Source organism: Bradyrhizobium sp. LVM 105 (genome assembly GCF_003957705.1).
Taxonomy (GTDB): domain Bacteria; phylum Pseudomonadota; class Alphaproteobacteria; order Rhizobiales; family Xanthobacteraceae; genus Bradyrhizobium; species Bradyrhizobium frederickii.
Genome location: NZ_QZMV01000012.1, coordinates 216,944 through 234,823 on the forward strand (window position 1 = coordinate 216,944; position 17,880 = coordinate 234,823).

At 65.5% G+C, this 17,880-nt stretch carries 16 protein-coding genes; 13 read left to right on the plus strand and 3 right to left on the minus strand.

Translation table 11 applies throughout. The annotated features are described in order from the left end of the window. The first annotated feature begins 192 nt into the window (after positions 1–192). From D6B98_RS28530 to D6B98_RS28550, 5 genes are all read left to right on the plus strand, one after another. The gene (locus D6B98_RS28530) at positions 193–672 is read left to right on the plus strand and encodes a hypothetical protein (protein WP_164718919.1); all 480 of its coding nucleotides are present in this window, start codon (positions 193–195) and stop codon (positions 670–672) included. A 329-nt stretch (positions 673–1,001) separates the two neighbouring features. After that, a complete protein-coding gene (locus D6B98_RS28535) occupies positions 1,002–1,949 on the plus strand; it encodes a TAXI family TRAP transporter solute-binding subunit (protein WP_126260358.1) in 948 nt (315 codons plus the stop codon). Positions 1,950–2,120: 171 nt separating this feature from the next. Beyond that, positions 2,121–4,235 carry a TRAP transporter permease gene (locus D6B98_RS28540; RefSeq protein WP_164718920.1) on the plus strand — a complete coding sequence of 705 codons (2,115 nt, stop codon included), beginning with the start codon at positions 2,121–2,123 and terminating at the stop codon, positions 4,233–4,235. Beyond that, positions 4,196–4,615, plus strand: coding sequence for a DUF1850 domain-containing protein (locus D6B98_RS28545; RefSeq protein WP_126260359.1), 420 nt, complete (start codon positions 4,196–4,198; stop codon positions 4,613–4,615). Before D6B98_RS28540 ends, D6B98_RS28545 begins: the two co-directional genes overlap by 40 nt. A gap of 11 nt (positions 4,616–4,626) precedes the next feature. Next, the gene (locus D6B98_RS28550) at positions 4,627–5,433 is read left to right on the plus strand and encodes an SDR family NAD(P)-dependent oxidoreductase (protein ID WP_126260360.1); all 807 of its coding nucleotides are present in this window, start codon (positions 4,627–4,629) and stop codon (positions 5,431–5,433) included. A 180-nt stretch (positions 5,434–5,613) separates the two neighbouring features. Here the strand turns inward: D6B98_RS28550 and D6B98_RS28555 are convergent, their stop codons facing one another. Next, positions 5,614–6,384 (minus strand): hypothetical protein, encoded by a 771-nt coding sequence (locus D6B98_RS28555; protein ID WP_126260361.1) that lies wholly within the window; start codon positions 6,382–6,384, stop codon positions 5,614–5,616. A gap of 55 nt (positions 6,385–6,439) precedes the next feature. Further along, complete coding sequence (locus D6B98_RS28560) at positions 6,440–7,984, minus strand: cation:proton antiporter (RefSeq protein ID WP_164718921.1); 1,545 nt, start codon at positions 7,982–7,984, stop codon at positions 6,440–6,442. Positions 7,985–8,121: 137 nt separating this feature from the next. On the opposite strand from D6B98_RS28560, the gene D6B98_RS28565 reads away from it, so the two are divergent. The 5 genes from D6B98_RS28565 to D6B98_RS28585 all read left to right on the plus strand — a co-directional run bounded on the left by D6B98_RS28565 (position 8,122) and on the right by D6B98_RS28585 (position 14,075). Further along, entirely contained in the window at positions 8,122–8,886 is a 765-nt protein-coding gene (locus D6B98_RS28565) for a tetratricopeptide repeat protein (protein ID WP_126260363.1), read from the plus strand. Positions 8,887–9,016: 130 nt separating this feature from the next. Beyond that, positions 9,017–10,408, plus strand: coding sequence for a tetratricopeptide repeat protein (locus D6B98_RS28570; RefSeq protein WP_126260364.1), 1,392 nt, complete (start codon positions 9,017–9,019; stop codon positions 10,406–10,408). A gap of 313 nt (positions 10,409–10,721) precedes the next feature. Continuing rightward, positions 10,722–12,632 carry a propionyl-CoA synthetase gene (locus D6B98_RS28575; protein WP_126260365.1) on the plus strand — a complete coding sequence of 637 codons (1,911 nt, stop codon included), beginning with the start codon at positions 10,722–10,724 and terminating at the stop codon, positions 12,630–12,632. Between the two features lie 235 nt (positions 12,633–12,867). Continuing rightward, positions 12,868–13,137 carry a hypothetical protein gene (locus D6B98_RS28580; protein ID WP_126260366.1) on the plus strand — a complete coding sequence of 90 codons (270 nt, stop codon included), beginning with the start codon at positions 12,868–12,870 and terminating at the stop codon, positions 13,135–13,137. Positions 13,138–13,328: 191 nt separating this feature from the next. Next, entirely contained in the window at positions 13,329–14,075 is a 747-nt protein-coding gene (locus D6B98_RS28585) for an OmpW/AlkL family protein (RefSeq protein ID WP_164718922.1), read from the plus strand. Positions 14,076–14,377: 302 nt separating this feature from the next. Here D6B98_RS28585 and D6B98_RS28590 read toward each other — a convergent pair whose 3' ends face one another. Next, complete coding sequence (locus D6B98_RS28590; protein ID WP_164718923.1) at positions 14,378–15,073, minus strand: DUF1013 domain-containing protein; 696 nt, start codon at positions 15,071–15,073, stop codon at positions 14,378–14,380. 265 nt (positions 15,074–15,338) lie between these two features. Between D6B98_RS28590 and ispH the strand changes: the two genes are divergently transcribed. The 3 genes from ispH to rnhA are packed head-to-tail and all read left to right on the plus strand — an operon-like array spanning position 15,339 to position 17,758. Continuing rightward, complete coding sequence (gene ispH / locus D6B98_RS28595) at positions 15,339–16,307, plus strand: 4-hydroxy-3-methylbut-2-enyl diphosphate reductase (RefSeq protein ID WP_126260369.1); 969 nt, start codon at positions 15,339–15,341, stop codon at positions 16,305–16,307. A gap of 6 nt (positions 16,308–16,313) precedes the next feature. Continuing rightward, positions 16,314–17,297, plus strand: coding sequence for a homoserine kinase (locus tag D6B98_RS28600; protein WP_126260370.1), 984 nt, complete (start codon positions 16,314–16,316; stop codon positions 17,295–17,297). Continuing rightward, a complete protein-coding gene (gene rnhA, locus D6B98_RS28605) occupies positions 17,294–17,758 on the plus strand; it encodes a ribonuclease HI (protein ID WP_126260371.1) in 465 nt (154 codons plus the stop codon). Before D6B98_RS28600 ends, rnhA begins: the two co-directional genes overlap by 4 nt. The last annotated feature ends 122 nt before the right edge of the window (positions 17,759–17,880 follow it).

Here is a 17,880-nt window from a genome sequence, read left to right on the forward strand (position 1 = left end):
ATCCCATCCTCCCCGTCGTGGGCATCGGGCTTGAACAAATCACGAACGGTGCACCCGGGTCAATTTGCGAAAGCGCCGCAGCGCATCACGTCTTGTCCAGCAGTTTGTGATTTTCCCTCCGTCCCCTCGCGACTATGTTCCGCTTTCCGTCTAGAACGCAACTCGACAAAATTATTGGTGGGGATGATTCGGATGCGCCATGTGATCAAACTTTGCTGGGCTGCTGCATTGTCGTTGACGGCGCTGGTGCCGGCCGCCCGGGCCAACGATTACCAGCTCAGCCACAACCAGCGCATTTCGTGCAGCCGCGGCCTTGCCCCGGGCAAGCTGAACACGGCGACCTGCAAGTCCTACACCTATCTCTTCAACACCAGGACCTCGGAATATTTCCGCTGCCAGGTTTCGCTGGCGCTGACCCGCGACAACAAGGAAGTCATCAACGTCCAGACCGATGGCGGCTGCACCAAGAAGCCGCGCATCTTCGAGACCGACGGGAAGTATGATTTCGATGCGACCGAGACCGAGCCGCCGAACACCAACTCGTTCTTCGGCCCCGGCGGCTATTCGGTCTGGGCCGCCGACGTCGGCGCTCAGAAGGTGCGCGGCTGCATCACCATCTCCTCCGGCCTCGGCTCCGACATCTCCAAGTGCCTGGACATGACGTTCCAGTGAGAACGCGCTCGATCGCCTCATAGGCGGTGCACTCCCTCCCCCGCCTGCGGGGGAGGGTCGGGGAGAGGGTGTCTCGGCATCGGGACAATCCCCTGGAGGAGAAAGCCCTCACCCGCGCCTTCGGCGCGACCTCTCCCGCGAGCGGGAGAGGTGACCGAGCCCGCGGCGCGTGCGATTGAGCCTCACGCTGCGCCACCTCGCCGCACCCACCGGTTCCCAAAGTCCAGTCGGATCGGCCGTTCGCCGCAGTCCTGTTTTGCCTTTTGGATGGGTTGACCCGCATGCCTCATCCAGCCAATTTCGCGCCCGGTTTGGGGAGAACAACAACCATGAAACGGACCATTTTCGGCGTTGCCGCGGCTCTTGCTCTGGCGGCGTCGGCACCTTGCGCGCAGGCGCAATCCTTCATCAACGTGCTGACCGGGGGTACCTCCGGCGTGTATTATCCGCTCGGGGTCGCGATCGGAAAGATCTACGGCGACAAGATCCCGAACGTGAAGACGCAGGTGCAGGCCACCAAGGCGTCGGTCGAGAATCTCATTCTGCTGCAGCAGGGTCGTGGCGAGCTGGCCTTCACGCTGGGCGACTCGCTGAAAGCCGCCTGGAACGGCGAGGAGGAAGCCGGCTTCAAGACCAAGCTCGACAAGCTCCGCACCATCGGCGCGATCTATCCGAACTACATCCAGATCGTCGCGACCGCCGACAGCGGCATCAAGACGCTGGCCGACCTCAAGGGCAAGAGCCTCTCGGTCGGTGCGCCGAAGTCGGGCACCGAGCTGAACTCGCGCGCGATCCTGGCCGCCGCCGGCATGAGCTACAAGGATCTCGGCAAGGTCGAGTATCTGCCGTTCGCCGAATCCGTCGACCTCATGAAGAACCGGCAGCTCAACGCGACGCTGCAATCGGCCGGGCTTGGCGTCGCCTCGCTGAAGGACCTGTCGACCTCGAGCCCGATCACGGTGGTGTCGGTGCCGAAGGAGACCGTCGACAAGATCGGCCCGCCCTTCGTCTCGGCGATCATTCCGGCCAACACCTATACCGGCCAGGACAAGGACGTGCCGACGGCGGCCGTGATCAACTATCTCGTCACGAGCTCCGCCGTGTCGGACGATCTCGCCTATCAGATGACCAAGCTGGTCTACGAATCGCTGCCGGAATTGCAGACCGCGCATGCGGCCGGCAAGGAGATCAAGCTCGAGACCGCCGCGACAGGCAGCCCGGTTCCGCTGCACCCCGGCGCGATCCGCTATTACAAGGAAAAAGGGCTGATCAAGTAACTCCATCCGGTGTCATTCCGGGGCGGCTCGTCAGAGCCGTACCCGGAATCTCGAGATTCCGGGTTCGATGCTTCGCATCGCCCCGGAACGACGTACTCGCGTATGCCGGGCATGACGGTCTGGAGACGCTGTGCAATGTTATAAGCGCTGGACGGTTGGGGACGGATTGAAATGCTGGAAAAGGCAGAGGGCACTGACGCTGCCCCCATCAAGGTAGAGTTCGACAATTTCGAGCACGGTTTCCCGGAAGGCTTCGGCCCGGGCGTGTGGGGCGCGCTTGCGTACTGGATCGGCATCGCCTTCGCGACCTTCCAGCTCTATGTCGCCGCCTTCAACTATCTGCCGAGCCAGGTGGTGCGCGGCGTCCATGTCGGCTTCCTCGTTCTGCTCACGTTCGGCCTGATCGCCAACTTCACGGCGAGGAGCACTGCCGGCCGCGCGCTCGGCTGGGTGATCGGCGGCGCCGGCTTCCTCTGCGGGCTCTACCAGTGGATCTTCTATGCCGACCTGATCGCGCGCGACGGCGACCCGACGCGGCTCGATCTCGTGGTCGGCACGCTGCTGGCGGTGCTGATCTTCGAGGGCACGCGGCGCCTGATGGGCGCGGCGCTGCCGCTGATGTGCGGCGCGTGCCTCGTCTACTGGTTCTTCGGCCAATATCTGCCGTCGCCGCTCAACCATCGCGGCTACGACTTCGACCAGATCGTCACGCATCTGTCGTTCGGTACCGAAGGCTTCTACGGCGTGCCGATCTACGTCTCGGCCACCTACATCTTCCTGTTCATCCTGTTCGGCTCGTTCCTGGAGCGCGCCGGCATGATCCAGCTGTTCACCGACGTCTCGCTCGGCCTGTTCGGCCGCACCCGCGGCGGCCCCGCCAAGGTCGCGGTGTTCGCCTCGGGCATGATGGGCACGATCTCCGGCTCGGGCGTCGCCAATGTGGTGACCGTCGGCCAGTTCACCATTCCGCTGATGATCAGGTTCGGATATCGCCGCGCCTTCGCCGCCGGCGTCGAGGCCACGGCCTCGATGGGTGGGCAGATCATGCCGCCGGTGATGGGCGCGGTCGCCTTCATCATGGCCGAGACGCTCGGCGTGCAATATTCGGAGATCGTCAAGGCGGCGGCGATCCCTGCGATCCTGTATTTCGCGTCGGCCTTCTGGATGGTGCATCTGGAAGCAGGCAAGCACGGGCTCGTCGGCATGAAGCGCTCGGAAATTCCGAGCGCCTGGAAGGCGCTGGTGACGCGCTGGTATCTCGTGCTGCCGCTCGCTGCCCTCGTCTACATGCTGTTCGAGGGCTTCACGCCGCTCTATGCCGGCAGCATGGGCCTCGCGCTGACCGTGACGCTGATCCTTGGCGCTGCCATCACGGCCGGCGTCTCCGCAACCGCCATTCGGTACATCTTCTGGATCGGACTCGCGCTCGTGGTCGCCGCGCTCTCGCGCGATGGCTTGCAGATCGTGCCGGTCGCGAGCGTCGTCGTCGGCCTGATCGTGATCACCGCCTTCGTCCGCGGCGGCTTTGCGGCGCTGCGTGCCTGCCGCGACGCGCTGGCCGAGAGCGCCAAATCCGCCATCACCGTCGGCATGGCCTGCGCCATCGTCGGCGTCATCATCGGCATGATGTCGCAGACCGGCGTCGGCACCATCTTCGGCGGCTGGGTGATCGGGCTCGGCGAGAAGAGCCTGTTCCTGGCGCTGATCATGACCATGCTGCTGTCGATCCTGCTCGGCACCGGCATCCCGACCATCCCGACCTACATCATCACCGCCGCGCTCGCCGCGCCGGCGCTCGCCAAGCTCGGCGTGCCGCTGATCGCGAGCCACATGTTCGCGTTCTATTACGGAATCATGGCCGACCTTTCGCCGCCGGTGGCGCTGGCTGCGCTCGCGGCAGCCCCGATCGCCAAGGAGAACCCGGACAAGATCGGCTGGGAGGCGATGCGCATCGCGCTCGCCGGCTACGTCATCCCCTTCATCTTCGTCTATTCGCCGGCGCTGCTGTTGCAGACGGGCGATCCCATGGCGGCCAAGCTCGGCTTCTACGGCGCGGTGGCACTGGCCGCCACCAAGGCATTGGTGGCGATCGGCCTGTTCGGCATGGTCGCGATCGGCTTCCTGTTCACGCGCTTGAGCCTGATCGAGCGCCTGGTCGCGCTCGGTGCCGCGTTCTGCCTGCTCGGCGAATTCCCGTTCAGCGACACCGCCGGCTTCGTGCTCGCTGCAGCGCTCGCGCTGTGGCAATGGCGGCAGCGCCCGCCGGCGCCGGTCGAGGCGGTGTGAGCCTCTGCTTCGCAACAGCTTTCGGCGTGAAGGCGCTGGCGCTGTCCGCCTTTACGCTGGCCTGGACGCATTCGGTCGCGAAGGTCGAATGGCAGGAGGATTGGCGCGTCACCCCCGCCGGCCTCGAGCTGGTGCAGGCCCGCGTCAAGGGCACCGGCCCCGGCATGGAGCCGCCGCCGGAGGCACGGCTGGTCGACGGCTGGTTTCAATGGCAGCCGAAGCGGGCGCCGATGCAACAGGTCGTGCTCGGCAATTCCGGTGCGGCCGGGGAGTGGCGGTTGTGCCATGACGGGACGTGCCGGACGCTGTCCGAGATTGTCGGCCATCCGATCGGTGCTAACGTCACCACAATGAGCATCTGCGAACAACAAAAGAAATAAGGGAGATCACGATGGATCGGCTCAAGGGCAAGGTTGCGATGGTGGTGGGGGCAGGCTCGATCGGGCCCGGCTGGGGCAACGGCAAGGCGACCGCGGTGACGTTTGCGCGCGAGGGCGCCCAGGTGTTTTGCGTCGACCGCAACGGCGCCGCGGCCGAGGAGACCGCGAACATCATCACCGGCGAGGGCGGCAAGGCGACGGCGTTCACCGCCGACGTCGCGCGTCCCGCCGAGATCGAAGCCATGGTGGCGGCGTGCCTGAAGGCCTATGGCCGCATCGACGTGCTCGACAACAATGTCGGCATCGCCGAGATGGGCAGCGTGGTCGAGGTGACCGAGGAGAGCTGGGACCGCGTCTTCAGCGTCAACCTCAAGAGCGCCTATTTCGCCATGAAGCACGTCATTCCCGTGATGGTGAAGCAGGGCGGCGGCTCGATCATCAACATCTCCTCGATCGCCTCGATCCGCCACATGGGCATCTCCTACGTCACCTACGGCAGCTCGAAGGCAGCGATGAACCAGATGACGCGCACCACCGCGATCGAGTTCGCGCGCCAGCATGTGCGCGTCAATGCGATCCTGCCCGGCCTGATGAAGACGCCGATGGTTGAGCATTCCGCAGGCCTGGCCGCCAGCTACGCCAAGGGCGACGTCGAGGCGATGTGGCGCGCCCGCGATGCGCAGGTGCCGATGGGGCACATGGGCGATGCCTTCGACGTCGCCAACGCCGCGCTGTTCCTGGCGTCGGACGAATCGAAATACGTGACCGGGATCGAGCTCGTGGTCGACGGCGGGATCACCTGCAAGGCGGGGGCGTAAATTACTTCAACCAGTCCCGTCATCCTGAGGTGCGAGCCGCGCGGCGCAACGCGGAGCGCGGGGAGCCTCGAAGGATAGACGGCCCCGATGCAGCCGGGCCGTCGCCCTTCGAGGGCCGCTGAAGAAGCGGCCGCCTCAGGGTGACGGATTGAAATTGATGCTCGGGACGACAGCGGGTGACTACTGCGCCAGCGCCAGGATCCCGCCGGCGAACGAATGCCACGCCGCACTCTCGCTGACCGGCCAGTTCAGCACCTTCACCGCCAGCAGCGCCAGCGTGCCGTAGATGTAGACCGGATGCACGCGGCCTTCGGCGCGCCAGTCGCGCACCATGGCGACGACGAGCAGGAGCGAGGCGACGACGGCCGGCGCGATCGTCACCGGCACCGGCGGCGGGCCGGGCGGTCCGGGAGGCGCCAGGAAGGTCAGGAACCAGCGCGCGATGGCGGCATCGAGGATCGAGACCGCGGCCAGCAGCATCAGCCGCTTGTGAACCTCGGGCCTGCGCGTGTTCATGATCGCGAGCACGAACACGATCGCGAAGAACGCGATCCCGCTCATCGGCACGATCGAGAAGCCGATGCCGGCCTCGCGCTGGCCGAGCGCGGCGGAATGCTGCATCACGTGCACCGAGGCGAGGAAGCCAAATATCGTCATTGCGGTGGCGAGCGACACGCCGGCAATGCCGAGCGAACGGTGATTGACCACGCGGCCCGAGGCCGCGAGCCAGGTCTGCAGCACGAAATAGAGCGACCAGGTGAAGAACAAGAAGCCGTGAAAATGAATCACCGGGCTTGCGGACAGCGTCCGGTGGGCGAGCGGCACCCAATAGGTCGGCGCGAAACCGAGAAACGCGGTGGCCGCGCAGGCCAGGGCCATGTGCAGATAAAAATATCGTGCAGGCGACGCATCACGCGCGCGTACACGACGGTCGTCGGTCAGGGTCGTCATCTGGAGTGAGTCTGAGGAAGGGCAATTTGGTTCAAACCCCACGGTCCCCGTCGGTCTATCCCCCCGCGCTCAATTCTGCGCGATCGAGCTCCTCTTCGATGCGGTGGAAGGCATCGTCACCGATCACCTCGGTGGCGCGCAGGCCGAAGATCGCCTTGCGCGCGGCCTCGATGGCACGGCGGCGCAGCGGATCGGCCGGCAGTTCGCCGTTGGCGATGCCGCCATTGGGATCGTTCTCGGCCTGCATCAGGATGGCGCGATATTCGAGCCGCAGGATCTCCGCCTCCTCCGACGGATCGCTCTCGATCGCCTCGAGCGCAGCGCGATACGCGACGGCACGTCCGCGCGCGACCTCGATGCCGACGGGATCGTCGTCTTCGAGGCGGAAGGCGAGGATCAGCGGCCGCAGCGTCAGGCCCTGGATCACCAGCGTCCCCAGCACCACCGCGAAGGCGATGAAGACGATGAAATCGCGATAGGGGAAATTCTCCGGCAGGGCAAAGGCGGTGGCGAGCGTGACAAGGCCGCGCATGCCGCACCAGGAGATGATGAGCCCGCCCTTGGGCGAGGCCACCTGTTTCGGATCCTTGGGATGATAGAGCCCGCGCGCGATCAGCACCCGGAGCGTCGTGCGATAGAACGTGACCCAGAACAGGCGCACCATAATCACGGTGAGCAGGATCCAGGCGGCGGCCACGCAATATTCCCAGCGGACGTCCGCATCCAGCCGCGTCCAGATCGGCCGCATCTGCATGCCGATCAGCATGAAGGCGAGCACGTTGAGCACGAACACCGTGGTCTCCCAGACCGCATAGGATGGCACCCGCAGCCGCGCCGGCATGCGCGCGGGCGCGGTGCGCGCCAGGGTGATGGCGTAGACGACGATGGTGAGGATGCCGGAGAGGCCGAGATGCTCGGCGGCGATCCAGACCATGAAGGTGGTGGCGAACTGAACGATGATCGCGCTCGGCGCCTCCGTCATGCGCTCCATGATGGGCGAGATGAGGCGGGCTGCGACAAGGCCGGCGACGACGCTGCCGACCAGGGCCAGCGCCATGGTCGGCGCAACCTGGCTCCACGTCAGATGTTCGGTGGCGACCGCGCCGACCGCGATGCGATAGATCAGAAGCGCGCTCGCATCGTTGAGCAGGCTTTCGCCCTCCAGGACCTTCACCATGCGGTGGGGCAGCTTCACCTGGCTCAGGATCGCGACCGCGGCGGCCGCATCGGGCGGCGCCACGATGGCGCCGAGCGCGACCGCGGCGGCCCAGGGCATGTCAGGCATCAGCCGGTGCGCGACGAAGGCCACGGCGGCCGTGGTCAGGCCGACCGCGGCGACGACCAGGGTCGAGACCGGAACCCAATTGTTGCGCAGATCGCGCAGCGAGGTGTCGAACGCGGCGTCGAGCAGGACCGGTGCGACAAAAAGGGCCAGTGCGAGGTCGGGCTCCAGCGTCCAGGACGGACTGGACGGCACGAAGGCGATCAGCGCGCCGCCGATGGCGAGAAAGGTCGGGTAGGGGACCTTGATCCGCCGCGCCAGCGCCGATAAGGCAACGGCGCCGAGCAGGAGCACGATGATCCATTCGAATGTCGACACGATGATCCCCGAAACCGATGTGGGCGGCACCACAAGCTAGCACCAATCCGGCCGTACGATGGATTGTACGGCCCCGAGGCAAGGCGTAAGGCAAGACCGAGAGCAAGGCCCAAAGCAAGCTTCCGACTGCAACGAGCATGCGTTTTCAAAAACTCATCCAATCGTCAGGTGCCGTAGTGCTTTGCGCGCTCTCGCTCGGCGCCGCCCGGGCTGCGACCGGCGGCGAGCCGGCTGCGGTGATCAAGGTCGATGTCGAATCATGTCTCGCGGCGGCCGCGGCCGACGATATGGACAGGGCCGCCACGGCCTGCGCCGCCGTGATCGACAACGAGAAGACCGCCAAGGAGGATCTGATCAAGGCTTTGGTCGCGCGCGCGGCGCTCTATGCGCGGCACGATCAGGTCGACCGCGCCATCGCCGACGACAGCCGCGTTCTCCTGCTCGATCCCACGCTTGCCGACATCTTCAATGCGCGCGGCGAGCTCTGGCTCAGGAAGGGCGACAAGCCCAAGGCGGTGCAGGATTTCGGCGCGGCCCTGAAGATCGATCCGAACCACGAGAAGGCCAAGGCCAATCACAAGGCGATGGCGCGCGAGCTCGAGCGCATCGGCGCGCAGATGGCCGTCGCCGGCAAGCCCAGCTTCAACTGCCGGAATGCGGTCCGGGCCGTGGAGAAGGCGATCTGCAGAAATCGCGAGCTGGCCGATCTCGACCGCGAGATTTTCGGGTCGAACGCGCGTGCGGTCCGGGAGGCGCCCAATCCGGCGGAGGCCAAGAGGCTCCAGCGCGAGCAGGACGCGTTCATCGCCCGCCGCAATGCGGCGTACGGCCGGCCGGGCTTTGATCTGAAGAAGGCGATGCAGGAGCGGCTGCAGCAGATCAAAGGGGTGGATGGGTATTGAGGCCTGTTCGCCCCTCCCGCAAGCGGGGCGAGGGAGCGATGCAGCGGGGCGCTCCCAGTTAGCCCGAATTGAACCCATTCCGTGCCCGACGCGACAATGGTGAAAACCTGACGTCACGGAGCAATCTGCCATGTGCGGCACGCATCCTTCCGCGCAAGCGCTTGCGCTTGCCAAGAGCTCGTTTCGCGCCTTCCTTCTCAGCGCTGCCATGAGCCTTGTCCTCGCTGCGCCGGCCTCGGCCGGTACCGACTGCGTGATGGGCAGCAAGGCTGCTCCAGCGGAGCTGATGCCCGCCTGCACGGCTATCATCGACCAGACCGCCAATCCCGCCTCCGATCGTGCCGCGGCCCTGCTGGTTCGCGCCGACGCCCATGCCCGGACTTCGGGCGGCCTCACCCAGGCGTTACGGGACATCGACCGCGCCATTGCGCTCGACGGCAGGAATGCGAAGGCCTGGCGCCTGCGCGGCGACCTGTTGCGCGAGGCCGGCGGGGATCTCAACCGCGCCGCAGCCGACCTCAGCAAGGCGATCGAGCTCGATCCCGCGGACGCAGAGGCCTACGAGCTGCGCGGTATCGTCTACACCAATCAGCGCCGGCTCGACCGCGCGCTCGCCGACTACGACCAGGCGATCAAGCTGAAGCCGGACTTTGCGCAGGCCTGGTCCGATCGCGGCGTTGCCCACTATCTCGGCGGCGACAACGAAAAGGCGATCCGGAATTTCGACGAGGCCCTGCGGCTCGACCCCGACCGGCCCCGCACCTATACCAATCGTGGGGCGGCCTATAAGAAGCTCGGCCAGCTCGACAAGGCGCTCGCCGATGACGGCGAGGCGATCAGGCTCGATCCTAAGGTGCCGGAATATTACGACAACCGCGGCCTGATCTATGCGGCCATGGGCGAGTACGACAAGGCCATTGCCGATTACGACCTGGCGATCCGGCGGGAGCCGCGCGCCAACTTCCTGACCAACCGCGGCGATTCCTATCAATTCAAGGGCGAGCTCGGGGCCGCACTGAGCGACTACGAGGCGGCGCTGAAGCTCGATCCGAATTTCGCGAAGACCTACAACAACCGCGCCGTGCTCTACAAGAAGATGGGCGAGCGTAAGAAGGCGCTGGCGGACTACGAGATGGCGCTGAAGCTCGATCCCGGCAACGAGAACGCCGCGAATGGCCGCCGGGCCACGATCGCCGAGATCGCGAAATTCGGCGCGGCGTCCCCGGGCCCTATTCATGCGCGCTCGGCCGATGATCGCGGTCCGTCATTCGATTGCGCCAACGCGAAGCGCGAGGTCGAGCAAGTGATCTGCGCCGATCCGCAGCTTGGCGTGCTTGACCGCCAGATCGCCGAGGCTTACGCGCGTGTGCTGAAATCCGCAAGCAAGCGCGCGGCGGAAGGCCTGCGCAAGTCCCAGCGCGATTTCCTCGTCACGCGCGATGCGAGTTTCCGTCGGCCCGGCTATGATCTGAAGAAGGTCATGCAGGATCGCTTGCTGCGGCTGAATGCGATGGAGAGCTGAGCGCCCCTTCGCCTCTCCCCGCCTGCGGGAGAGGCCGGAATTCGCGACAGCAAATTCCGGGTGAGGGGCTCTGCGCGCGTCCAACCCTCACCGTGACCGCGGATGCAGCCCCGACCCTCTCGGCGCGAGCGGAGCTCGTTGCGACCCGTAAGAACGGGGAGAGGGAGAAGATGCATCCTTTTCAGCTTGAACCGCGGCCCGTTCCCGGGAAAATAGCCCTCAAACAAGGCCGGCATTGATCCTGGTCATGGCGGGGCGTCTGTCCTGCCGCGAGGTTCGGGGCCAGCCGAATAAAGGGAACGGGAGCGCGGGAATGAACATCCAGGGCAAGAGTCTCTATCACGAGGTCCATGCGCGCTCGCTCGCCGACCCCGAAGGCTTCTGGGCCGAGGCCGCCAAAGACATCGACTGGATCGAGCCGCCCAAGTCGATCTTCGATCCAAGCCAAGGAACCTACGGCCGTTGGTTCACGGGCGGTGTTGTCAATACCTGCTACAACGCGCTCGACCGCCATGTCGCAGGCGGCCGCGCCGACCAGATCGCGCTGATCCACGATTCGCCGCTGACCGGCAGCGTCACCAAATTGACCTATGCCGAGCTGCTGAACGAGGTGCAGGCGCTCGCCGCGATCATGCAGGATTTCGGCGTCGCCAAGGGCGATCGTGTCATCCTCTATATGCCGATGGTGCCGGAGGCCGTGGTCGCGATGCTCGCCTGCGCGCGGATCGGGGCGGTGCATTCCGTGGTGTTCGGCGGCTTTGCAGCGAAGGAGCTCGCCACCCGCATCGACGACGCGCAGCCGAAACTCATTCTCTCCGCAAGCTGCGGCATCGAGCCGGGCCGCATCGTGCAGTACAAGCCGCTGCTCGACGAGGCGGTCAAGCTTGCCGGCAGCAAGCCGAAAGCCTGCATCATCCTGCAACGTCCGCAGCTTACCTGCGATCTGACGCCGGGCCGAGACTACGATTGGGCGAGCCTGCGCCGCAAGGCGCTGAATGACGGCAAGAAGGCAGCTTGCGCGCCTGTAGCCGCGACCGATCCGCTCTACATCCTCTACACCTCGGGCACCACGGGCATCCCGAAGGGCGTCGTGCGCGACAATGGCGGCCATCTCGTCGCGGTGAAATGGTCGATGTTCAACCTCTATGGCGTCAAGCCGGGCGAGGTGTGGTGGTGCGGCTCCGACATCGGCTGGGTGGTCGGCCACAGCTACATCGTCTACGGCCCGCTGCTGCACGGCGCGACGACGATCATGTACGAGGGCAAGCCGGTCGGCACACCCGACGCCGGCGCGTTCTGGCGCGTGATCTCGGAGCACAAGGCGGTTGCGTTGTTCACTGCGCCGACCGCGTTCCGCGCGATCCGGAAAGAGGATCCGGAAGGAAAGTTCATCCGGCAATACGATCTCTCGAAATTCCGCACCCTGTTCCTCGCCGGCGAGCGCGCCGATCCGCCGACGGTCGAATGGGCGGAAGCGCAGCTCAAGGTGCCGGTAATCGACCATTGGTGGCAGACCGAGACCGGCTGGTGCATCGCCGGCAACCCGGTCGGGCTCGGCATGCTGCCGGTGAAGCACGGCTCGCCGACGGTGCCGATGCCGGGCTACCAGGTCGACGTTGTCGACGAGGCGGCGAAGCCGGTGGGGCCCAACACGATGGGCTCGATCGTCATCAAGCTGCCGATGCCGCCGGGCTGCCTGCCGACGCTGTGGAATCAGGATACGCGCTTCAAGGAAGCGTATTTGAGCGAATTTCCCGGCTATTACAAAACCTCGGATGCCGGCTACAAGGACGAGGACGGCTACGTCTTCGTCATGGGCCGCACCGACGACATCATCAACGTCGCCGGCCATCGGCTCTCCACCGGCGGCATGGAGGAGATCCTGGCCTCGCATCCCGATGTCGCCGAATGCGCCGTGCTCGGCGTCAAGGACGCGATCAAGGGCGAGGTGCCCTGCGGCTTCCTGGTGCTCAAGGCCGGCGTGAAACGGGCGCCGGCCGAGATCGAGAAGGAGATCATCGCGCTGGTGCGCGACAAGCTCGGCCCGGTCGCCGCCTTCAAGCTCGCGATCACCGTCGGCCGCCTGCCCAAGACGCGCTCCGGCAAGATTCTGCGCGGCACCATCAAGAAGATCGCCGACGGCGAGTCCTGGACCATGCCGGCGACGATCGAGGATCCCAAGGCGCTCGACGAAATCGGGGAGGCGCTGAAGGGGCGGGTGTGAGGTTCTCGCTGGCAGTCTCGCCAGTGAGACGCGGGACCGTCTCTCCAACCTCAACTGTCATCACCCGCGGAAGCGGGTGATCCAGTACTCCGCGGCGATTGTGTGAGCCAATGACCGCCGCGGAGTACTGGATTCCCCGCCTGCGCGGGGAATGACAGCGAGCGTGGGACGGCGTCCAGGGACTTACATTCTCCTCATTCCCCGCTAAACAGGGTCGGTCAACAAGGGACCCTCGATGCCACTCGCCGCCGCGCCGCGCCTGCTTGCAGCTGTGCTGCTCGCCACCGCCGTTTCCGCCTGCTCCGCGCGCTACCAGAATACGGTGGCGGTGGGCGGTGACGATGACGACGCGGTGTGCCAGGGCCGGGGCTATGCGCAGGGCTCGCCGGAATACGTGGCCTGCCGCAAGGACCGCGACGTCCAGCGCAACGCCGCCACCGCGCGCGCCGACCGCCGCCAGCGCGATCTCGGCGAATACATGCTGAACCATCCCGAGCGGCCCTGACGTGTGGGGCGGCACTATGTTGCCGCCAGCGCGTCTCGCCTGCCTGGTTTTCGTGACACATATGCAACGCCGTGGCCAAATCGTGGCGGCGTCCGCCTGAATTGATCGAGATCAAATCCTCCAGCGTCCCCTTTCTGCTCTGACGCTCATGGCGCGCAACGATGCGCGAGAGATGGCTGAAGGGGATTGAAATGCAGAGAACGACAAGAAACCTGGCGCGGCTTGCGACTTTTGGCGCGATGCTGGCGGGCACGTTTGCATCGGTGCAAGCGGCCGATTTGCCTGTCTACAAGAAGGCGCCGCCGCCGGTGGAGGCATTCAATCCGTGGATGGTGCGCCTGCGCGTGCTCGGCGTGTTGCCGGATGGCGGCGGCTCGACCGTCAATGTGGCGGGCGTGCCCTCGCTGTCCTCGCCGAACTCCGGCCTATCGATCAGCGACCAGGTCGTCCCCGAGCTCGACATCAGCTATTTCTTCACCAAGAACATCGCGGCCGAGCTGATCCTCGGCGTGACCCGGCATTCGATCACCGGCACCGGCTCGCTCGCGAACCTGCCGATCGGCAAGACCACGCTGCTGCCGCCGACGCTGACGCTGCAATATCACTTCGACCAGTTCGGCGCGTTCAAGCCCTATGTCGGCGCCGGCGTGAACTACACCGTGTTCTTCAACAATTCGGCGGCCAACGCGCCCGCCGCGATCGCCGGTCCGCCCGCGATCGTCGCCACCACCACCAACCTGCATGTCAGCAACGCATGGGGCGGCGCCGTGCAGTTCGGCTTCGACTACATGATCGACCGGCACTGGGGTCTCAACGTCGACGTCAAGAAGCTCTGGCTGCGCCCGGATTACAGCGCCACCGTCTCCGGCCTGCCGGTCACCGGCACCGCGCATATCGATCCGTGGCTGGTCGGCGCCGGCGTGACGTACAAGTTCTGAGATTGTTGCTTGGAGACGAGCTGTGACCACAGCCGACCCTGCGCTCCCTCCCCCCTTGCCGGGGAGGGCGGGGGAGAGGGGTAGCTCAGCAAGCGGTGTGCAAGAGTCGCACCGCTTCGAGGTGATGGAGGGAGTCCCCGTGGGGTACCCCTCTCCCTAACCCTCCCCCGCAAGGGGGGAGGGGACGCAGTGTGCGTGTGGCGACACGCGTCACACGCGCTCAGCCCGTCTTCACAAAACAAAAAGCGCGGCAGGCTTCCCTGCCGCGCTTTTTGCGTTTGAAGCGAGCGAAGAAGGAGGAACTACTCCTCCTCGGCGTCCTGCTTCTTGCCGCCGAGCGTCTTCAGCTTGGCGAACACGGCGTCGACGTTGAGGTCGTCGCTGGACTTCTCCGCGGATTCGTATTCGTCCTTGCGGGTGGTCTCGGAGGCCGGCAGCAGCGTGGCGCCGCCATAGGCGGCGTCGACCGGCTTTTCCTTGGCGGCGCGCTGCACCTCGAAATCGAGCTCGATCTGCGAGCAGAGGCCGAGGGTGACGGGATCGATCGGGGTGAGCTGGGACGTGTTCCAGTGGGTGCGGTCACGCACGCTGGCAATGGTGCTCTTGGTGGTGCCGACCAGACGCATGATCTGGGCGTCCTTGAGCTCGGGATGGCTGCGCAGCAGCCAGAGGATGGCGCTCGGACGCTCGTGGCGGCGCGACACCGGGGTGTAGCGCGGGCCCTTGCGCTTGGGCTGCGGCGGCAGCACCACCTTGCTCTCCTGGAGGCGGAGCCGGTAATCCGGGTTCTTCTCGCCCTTCTCGATCTCCTCGCGGGTGAGCTGGCCGTTGGAGAGGGGATCCATGCCCTTGATGCCCTGGGCCGCATCGCCATCGGCGATCGCGCGCACCTCGAGGGGATGCATCTTGGTGAAATCGGCGACCTGGTCGAAGGTCAGCGCGGTGTTGTCGAGCAGCCAGACGGCGGTCGCCTTGGGCATCAGAGGTGCGTTGCTCATGGCAAATCTCCTTTGTGCTTCGCCCACCCCTCTGGAGGCGAAACCGGTGGTCATCAGCGATGACAGGGAATTCGCGCTATATAAGCCCGGAGGGGCTGGCCACGCAATGGTTCTGCTATAGATAGTGCCTTGACAGCGCCCGAAAGGGGGCCCAATTCCCTTGGAAATCGCGGTATAGTTCAACCCGACCGTTTTAAGCCCTATTCCATCCATCGACCGCCCCCGCCGGAAGGCGAAACGGGTGATTCGGTCCCGAGATCGCTCAATGTCAGCCAAACCAGACCTCAAGATCGTGCTTTGTTCTCCCCGCGGCTTCTGTGCCGGGGTGGTCCGGGCGATCGACACCGTGGAACGGGCGCTCGATAAATACGGCGCCCCCGTCTATGTTCGCCATGAGATTGTGCATAACAAATACGTCGTCGACGGGTTGAAGAAGAAGGGCGCCATCTTCGTCGAGGAGCTCGCCGAAATCCCGGAGAACACCACCGCGCCGGTGGTCTTCTCGGCCCATGGCGTGCCGAAATCGGTTCCGGCCGACGCGCAGTCCCGCAATCTGTTCTCGCTGGATGCAACCTGCCCGCTGGTGACCAAGGTCCATCGCGAGGCCGCGATCCATTTCAAGCGTGGCCGCGAGATCTTCCTGATCGGCCACTCCCATCACCCCGAGGTGGTCGGCACGCTCGGCCAGCTTCCGGCCGGCGCGGTGACCCTGATCGAGACCGCCGAGGACGCCAAGACCATCGCCCCGCAGGACCCCAACAACCTCGCCTTCGTGACCCAGACCACGCTGTCGATCGACGACACCGCGGAGATCGTGGCGCTCTTGAAGGAGCGCTTCCCCAACATCAACGGCCCGCACAAGGAAGACATCTGCTACGCCACCACCAACCGCCAGCTCGCGGTGAAGAAGGTGGCGCCGGTGGTGGACGCGCTCATCGTCGTCGGTGCCCCCAATTCGTCGAACTCGCAGCGACTGCGCGAGGTTGCCGAGCGCGAGGGCTGCAAGATCGCGGTGCTGGCGCAGCGCGCCGCCGACATCGACTGGGACAAGTTCGGCAACCTCACGAGCCTCGGCATCACCGCCGGCGCCTCCGCGCCGGAGGTGATCGTCGAGGAGATCATGGACGCCTTCGCCGAGCGCTACACGCTGCATGTGGAGACGGTCTCGGCCGCGGAAGAGAACGAGTTCTTCCCGCTGCCGCGTCAGGTGCGTCCCGAAGCTGCCGCCGAGTAGACCTTGATGGCGGTCTACACCGACGTCGCCGCCGACGAGCTTGCGGATTTCCTGAAGCAATATGATCTCGGCGAATTGCTTTCCTACAAGGGCATCGCCGAGGGCGTCGAGAACACCAACTTCCTGCTGCATACCAGCCAGGGGTCGTTCATCCTCACGCTCTACGAGAAGCGGGTGGCGAAGAACGATTTGCCGTTCTTCCTCGCGCTGATGGCGCATCTGGCCGAGCACGGCGTCAACTGCCCGCTGCCGGTGAAGGGACGCGACGGCGAGGCGCTGCGCGAGCTGTCGGGACGGCCTGCGGCGATTATCACCTTTCTCGAAGGCATGTGGCCGCGCAAGCCGACCGTGGCGCATTGCGCCGGCGTCGGCGAGGGGCTGGCGAAGATGCATCTGGCCGGCGCGAACTTCGGGATCAAGCGCGCCAACGCGCTGTCGGTCTCGGGCTGGCGGCCGCTGTTCGATGCGGCGTCGAACCGCGCCGACGAGGTGCAGCCGGGACTGCGCGCGTTCCTCGCGGCCGAGCTCGATCATCTCTCGAGTGGAATCTGGCCGACCGATCTGCCGGAAGGCGTGATCCACGCCGACCTCTTCAACGACAATGTCTTCTTCCTCGGCGACAAGCTCTCCGGGATCATCGACTTCACCTTCGCCTGCAACGACATGCTGGCCTACGACGTCGCGATCTGCCTCAACGCCTGGTGCTTCGAGCCGGATCATTCCTTCAACGTCACCAAGGCGCGGGCCTTTCTCAACGCCTATGGCCGGGTGCGAAAGCTCTCCGAGGCGGAAGAGGCCGCGCTGCCGCTGCTGGCGCGCGGCGCGGCGATCCGTTTCCTGCTGACGCGGCTGGTCGACTGGCTCAACGTCCCGCCCGGTGCGTTGGTGAAGCCGAAGGATCCGCTGGAATATGTCCGCAAGCTGCGCTTCCATCAGAGCGTCGGCAGCGTGCGCGACTATGGACTGATGCCGTCGGGGCTGGTGGCGTGAGCGAGCGTCCCAATGTCACGATCTATACCGACGGCGCCTGCTCGGGAAATCCCGGGCCGGGCGGCTGGGGCGCGATCCTGAGGTTCGGCGACAAGGAAAAAGAGCTGAACGGCGGCGAGCGCCACACCACCAACAACCAGATGGAGCTGATGGCGGCGATCTCGGCGCTCGAAGCGCTGAAGAAGCCGTGCATCGTCGATCTCTACACGGACAGCCAGTACGTCCGGCAGGGCATCACCGGCTGGATCTTCGGCTGGAAGCGCAACGGCTGGCGCACCGCCGACAAGAAGCCGGTGAAGAATGTCGAGCTATGGCAGCGCCTCGACGCCGCGCTGAAGCAGCATGAGATCCGCTGGCACTGGGTCAAGGGCCACGCCGGCCATCCCGAGAACGAACGCGCCGATCAGCTCGCGCGTGACGGGATCGCGATGGCGCGGTTGCAGCAGCGGGTGCGGGAGTAGGCGACGACGTCGTCGCTCCACCTTCAACTGTCATCGCCCGCGAAGTGTTTAGCCCGGACAGATCACTGACGGGTGTTCGGAGACATAGCTGACACATCAAAATGGGCTGGATTGGTCGATTC

Bases quoted from the DNA above. Each gene is read 5' to 3' on its own strand.
- D6B98_RS28530 (WP_164718919.1), top strand. From the start codon at position 193: ATGCGCCATGTGATCAAACTTTGCTGGGCTGCTGCATTGTCGTTGACG.
- D6B98_RS28535 (WP_126260358.1), top strand. From the start codon at position 1,002: ATGAAACGGACCATTTTCGGCGTTGCCGCGGCTCTTGCTCTGGCGGCG.
- D6B98_RS28540 (WP_164718920.1), top strand. From the start codon at position 2,121: ATGCTGGAAAAGGCAGAGGGCACTGACGCTGCCCCCATCAAGGTAGAG.
- D6B98_RS28545 (WP_126260359.1), top strand. From the start codon at position 4,196: ATGGCGGCAGCGCCCGCCGGCGCCGGTCGAGGCGGTGTGAGCCTCTGC.
- D6B98_RS28550 (WP_126260360.1), top strand. From the start codon at position 4,627: ATGGATCGGCTCAAGGGCAAGGTTGCGATGGTGGTGGGGGCAGGCTCG.
- D6B98_RS28555 (WP_126260361.1), bottom strand. From the start codon at position 6,384: ATGACGACCCTGACCGACGACCGTCGTGTACGCGCGCGTGATGCGTCG.
- D6B98_RS28565 (WP_126260363.1), top strand. From the start codon at position 8,122: ATGCGTTTTCAAAAACTCATCCAATCGTCAGGTGCCGTAGTGCTTTGC.
- D6B98_RS28570 (WP_126260364.1), top strand. From the start codon at position 9,017: ATGTGCGGCACGCATCCTTCCGCGCAAGCGCTTGCGCTTGCCAAGAGC.
- D6B98_RS28575 (WP_126260365.1), top strand. From the start codon at position 10,722: ATGAACATCCAGGGCAAGAGTCTCTATCACGAGGTCCATGCGCGCTCG.
- D6B98_RS28580 (WP_126260366.1), top strand. From the start codon at position 12,868: ATGCCACTCGCCGCCGCGCCGCGCCTGCTTGCAGCTGTGCTGCTCGCC.
- D6B98_RS28585 (WP_164718922.1), top strand. From the start codon at position 13,329: ATGCAGAGAACGACAAGAAACCTGGCGCGGCTTGCGACTTTTGGCGCG.
- D6B98_RS28590 (WP_164718923.1), bottom strand. From the start codon at position 15,073: ATGAGCAACGCACCTCTGATGCCCAAGGCGACCGCCGTCTGGCTGCTC.
- ispH (WP_126260369.1), top strand. From the start codon at position 15,339: ATGTCAGCCAAACCAGACCTCAAGATCGTGCTTTGTTCTCCCCGCGGC.
- D6B98_RS28600 (WP_126260370.1), top strand. From the start codon at position 16,314: ATGGCGGTCTACACCGACGTCGCCGCCGACGAGCTTGCGGATTTCCTG.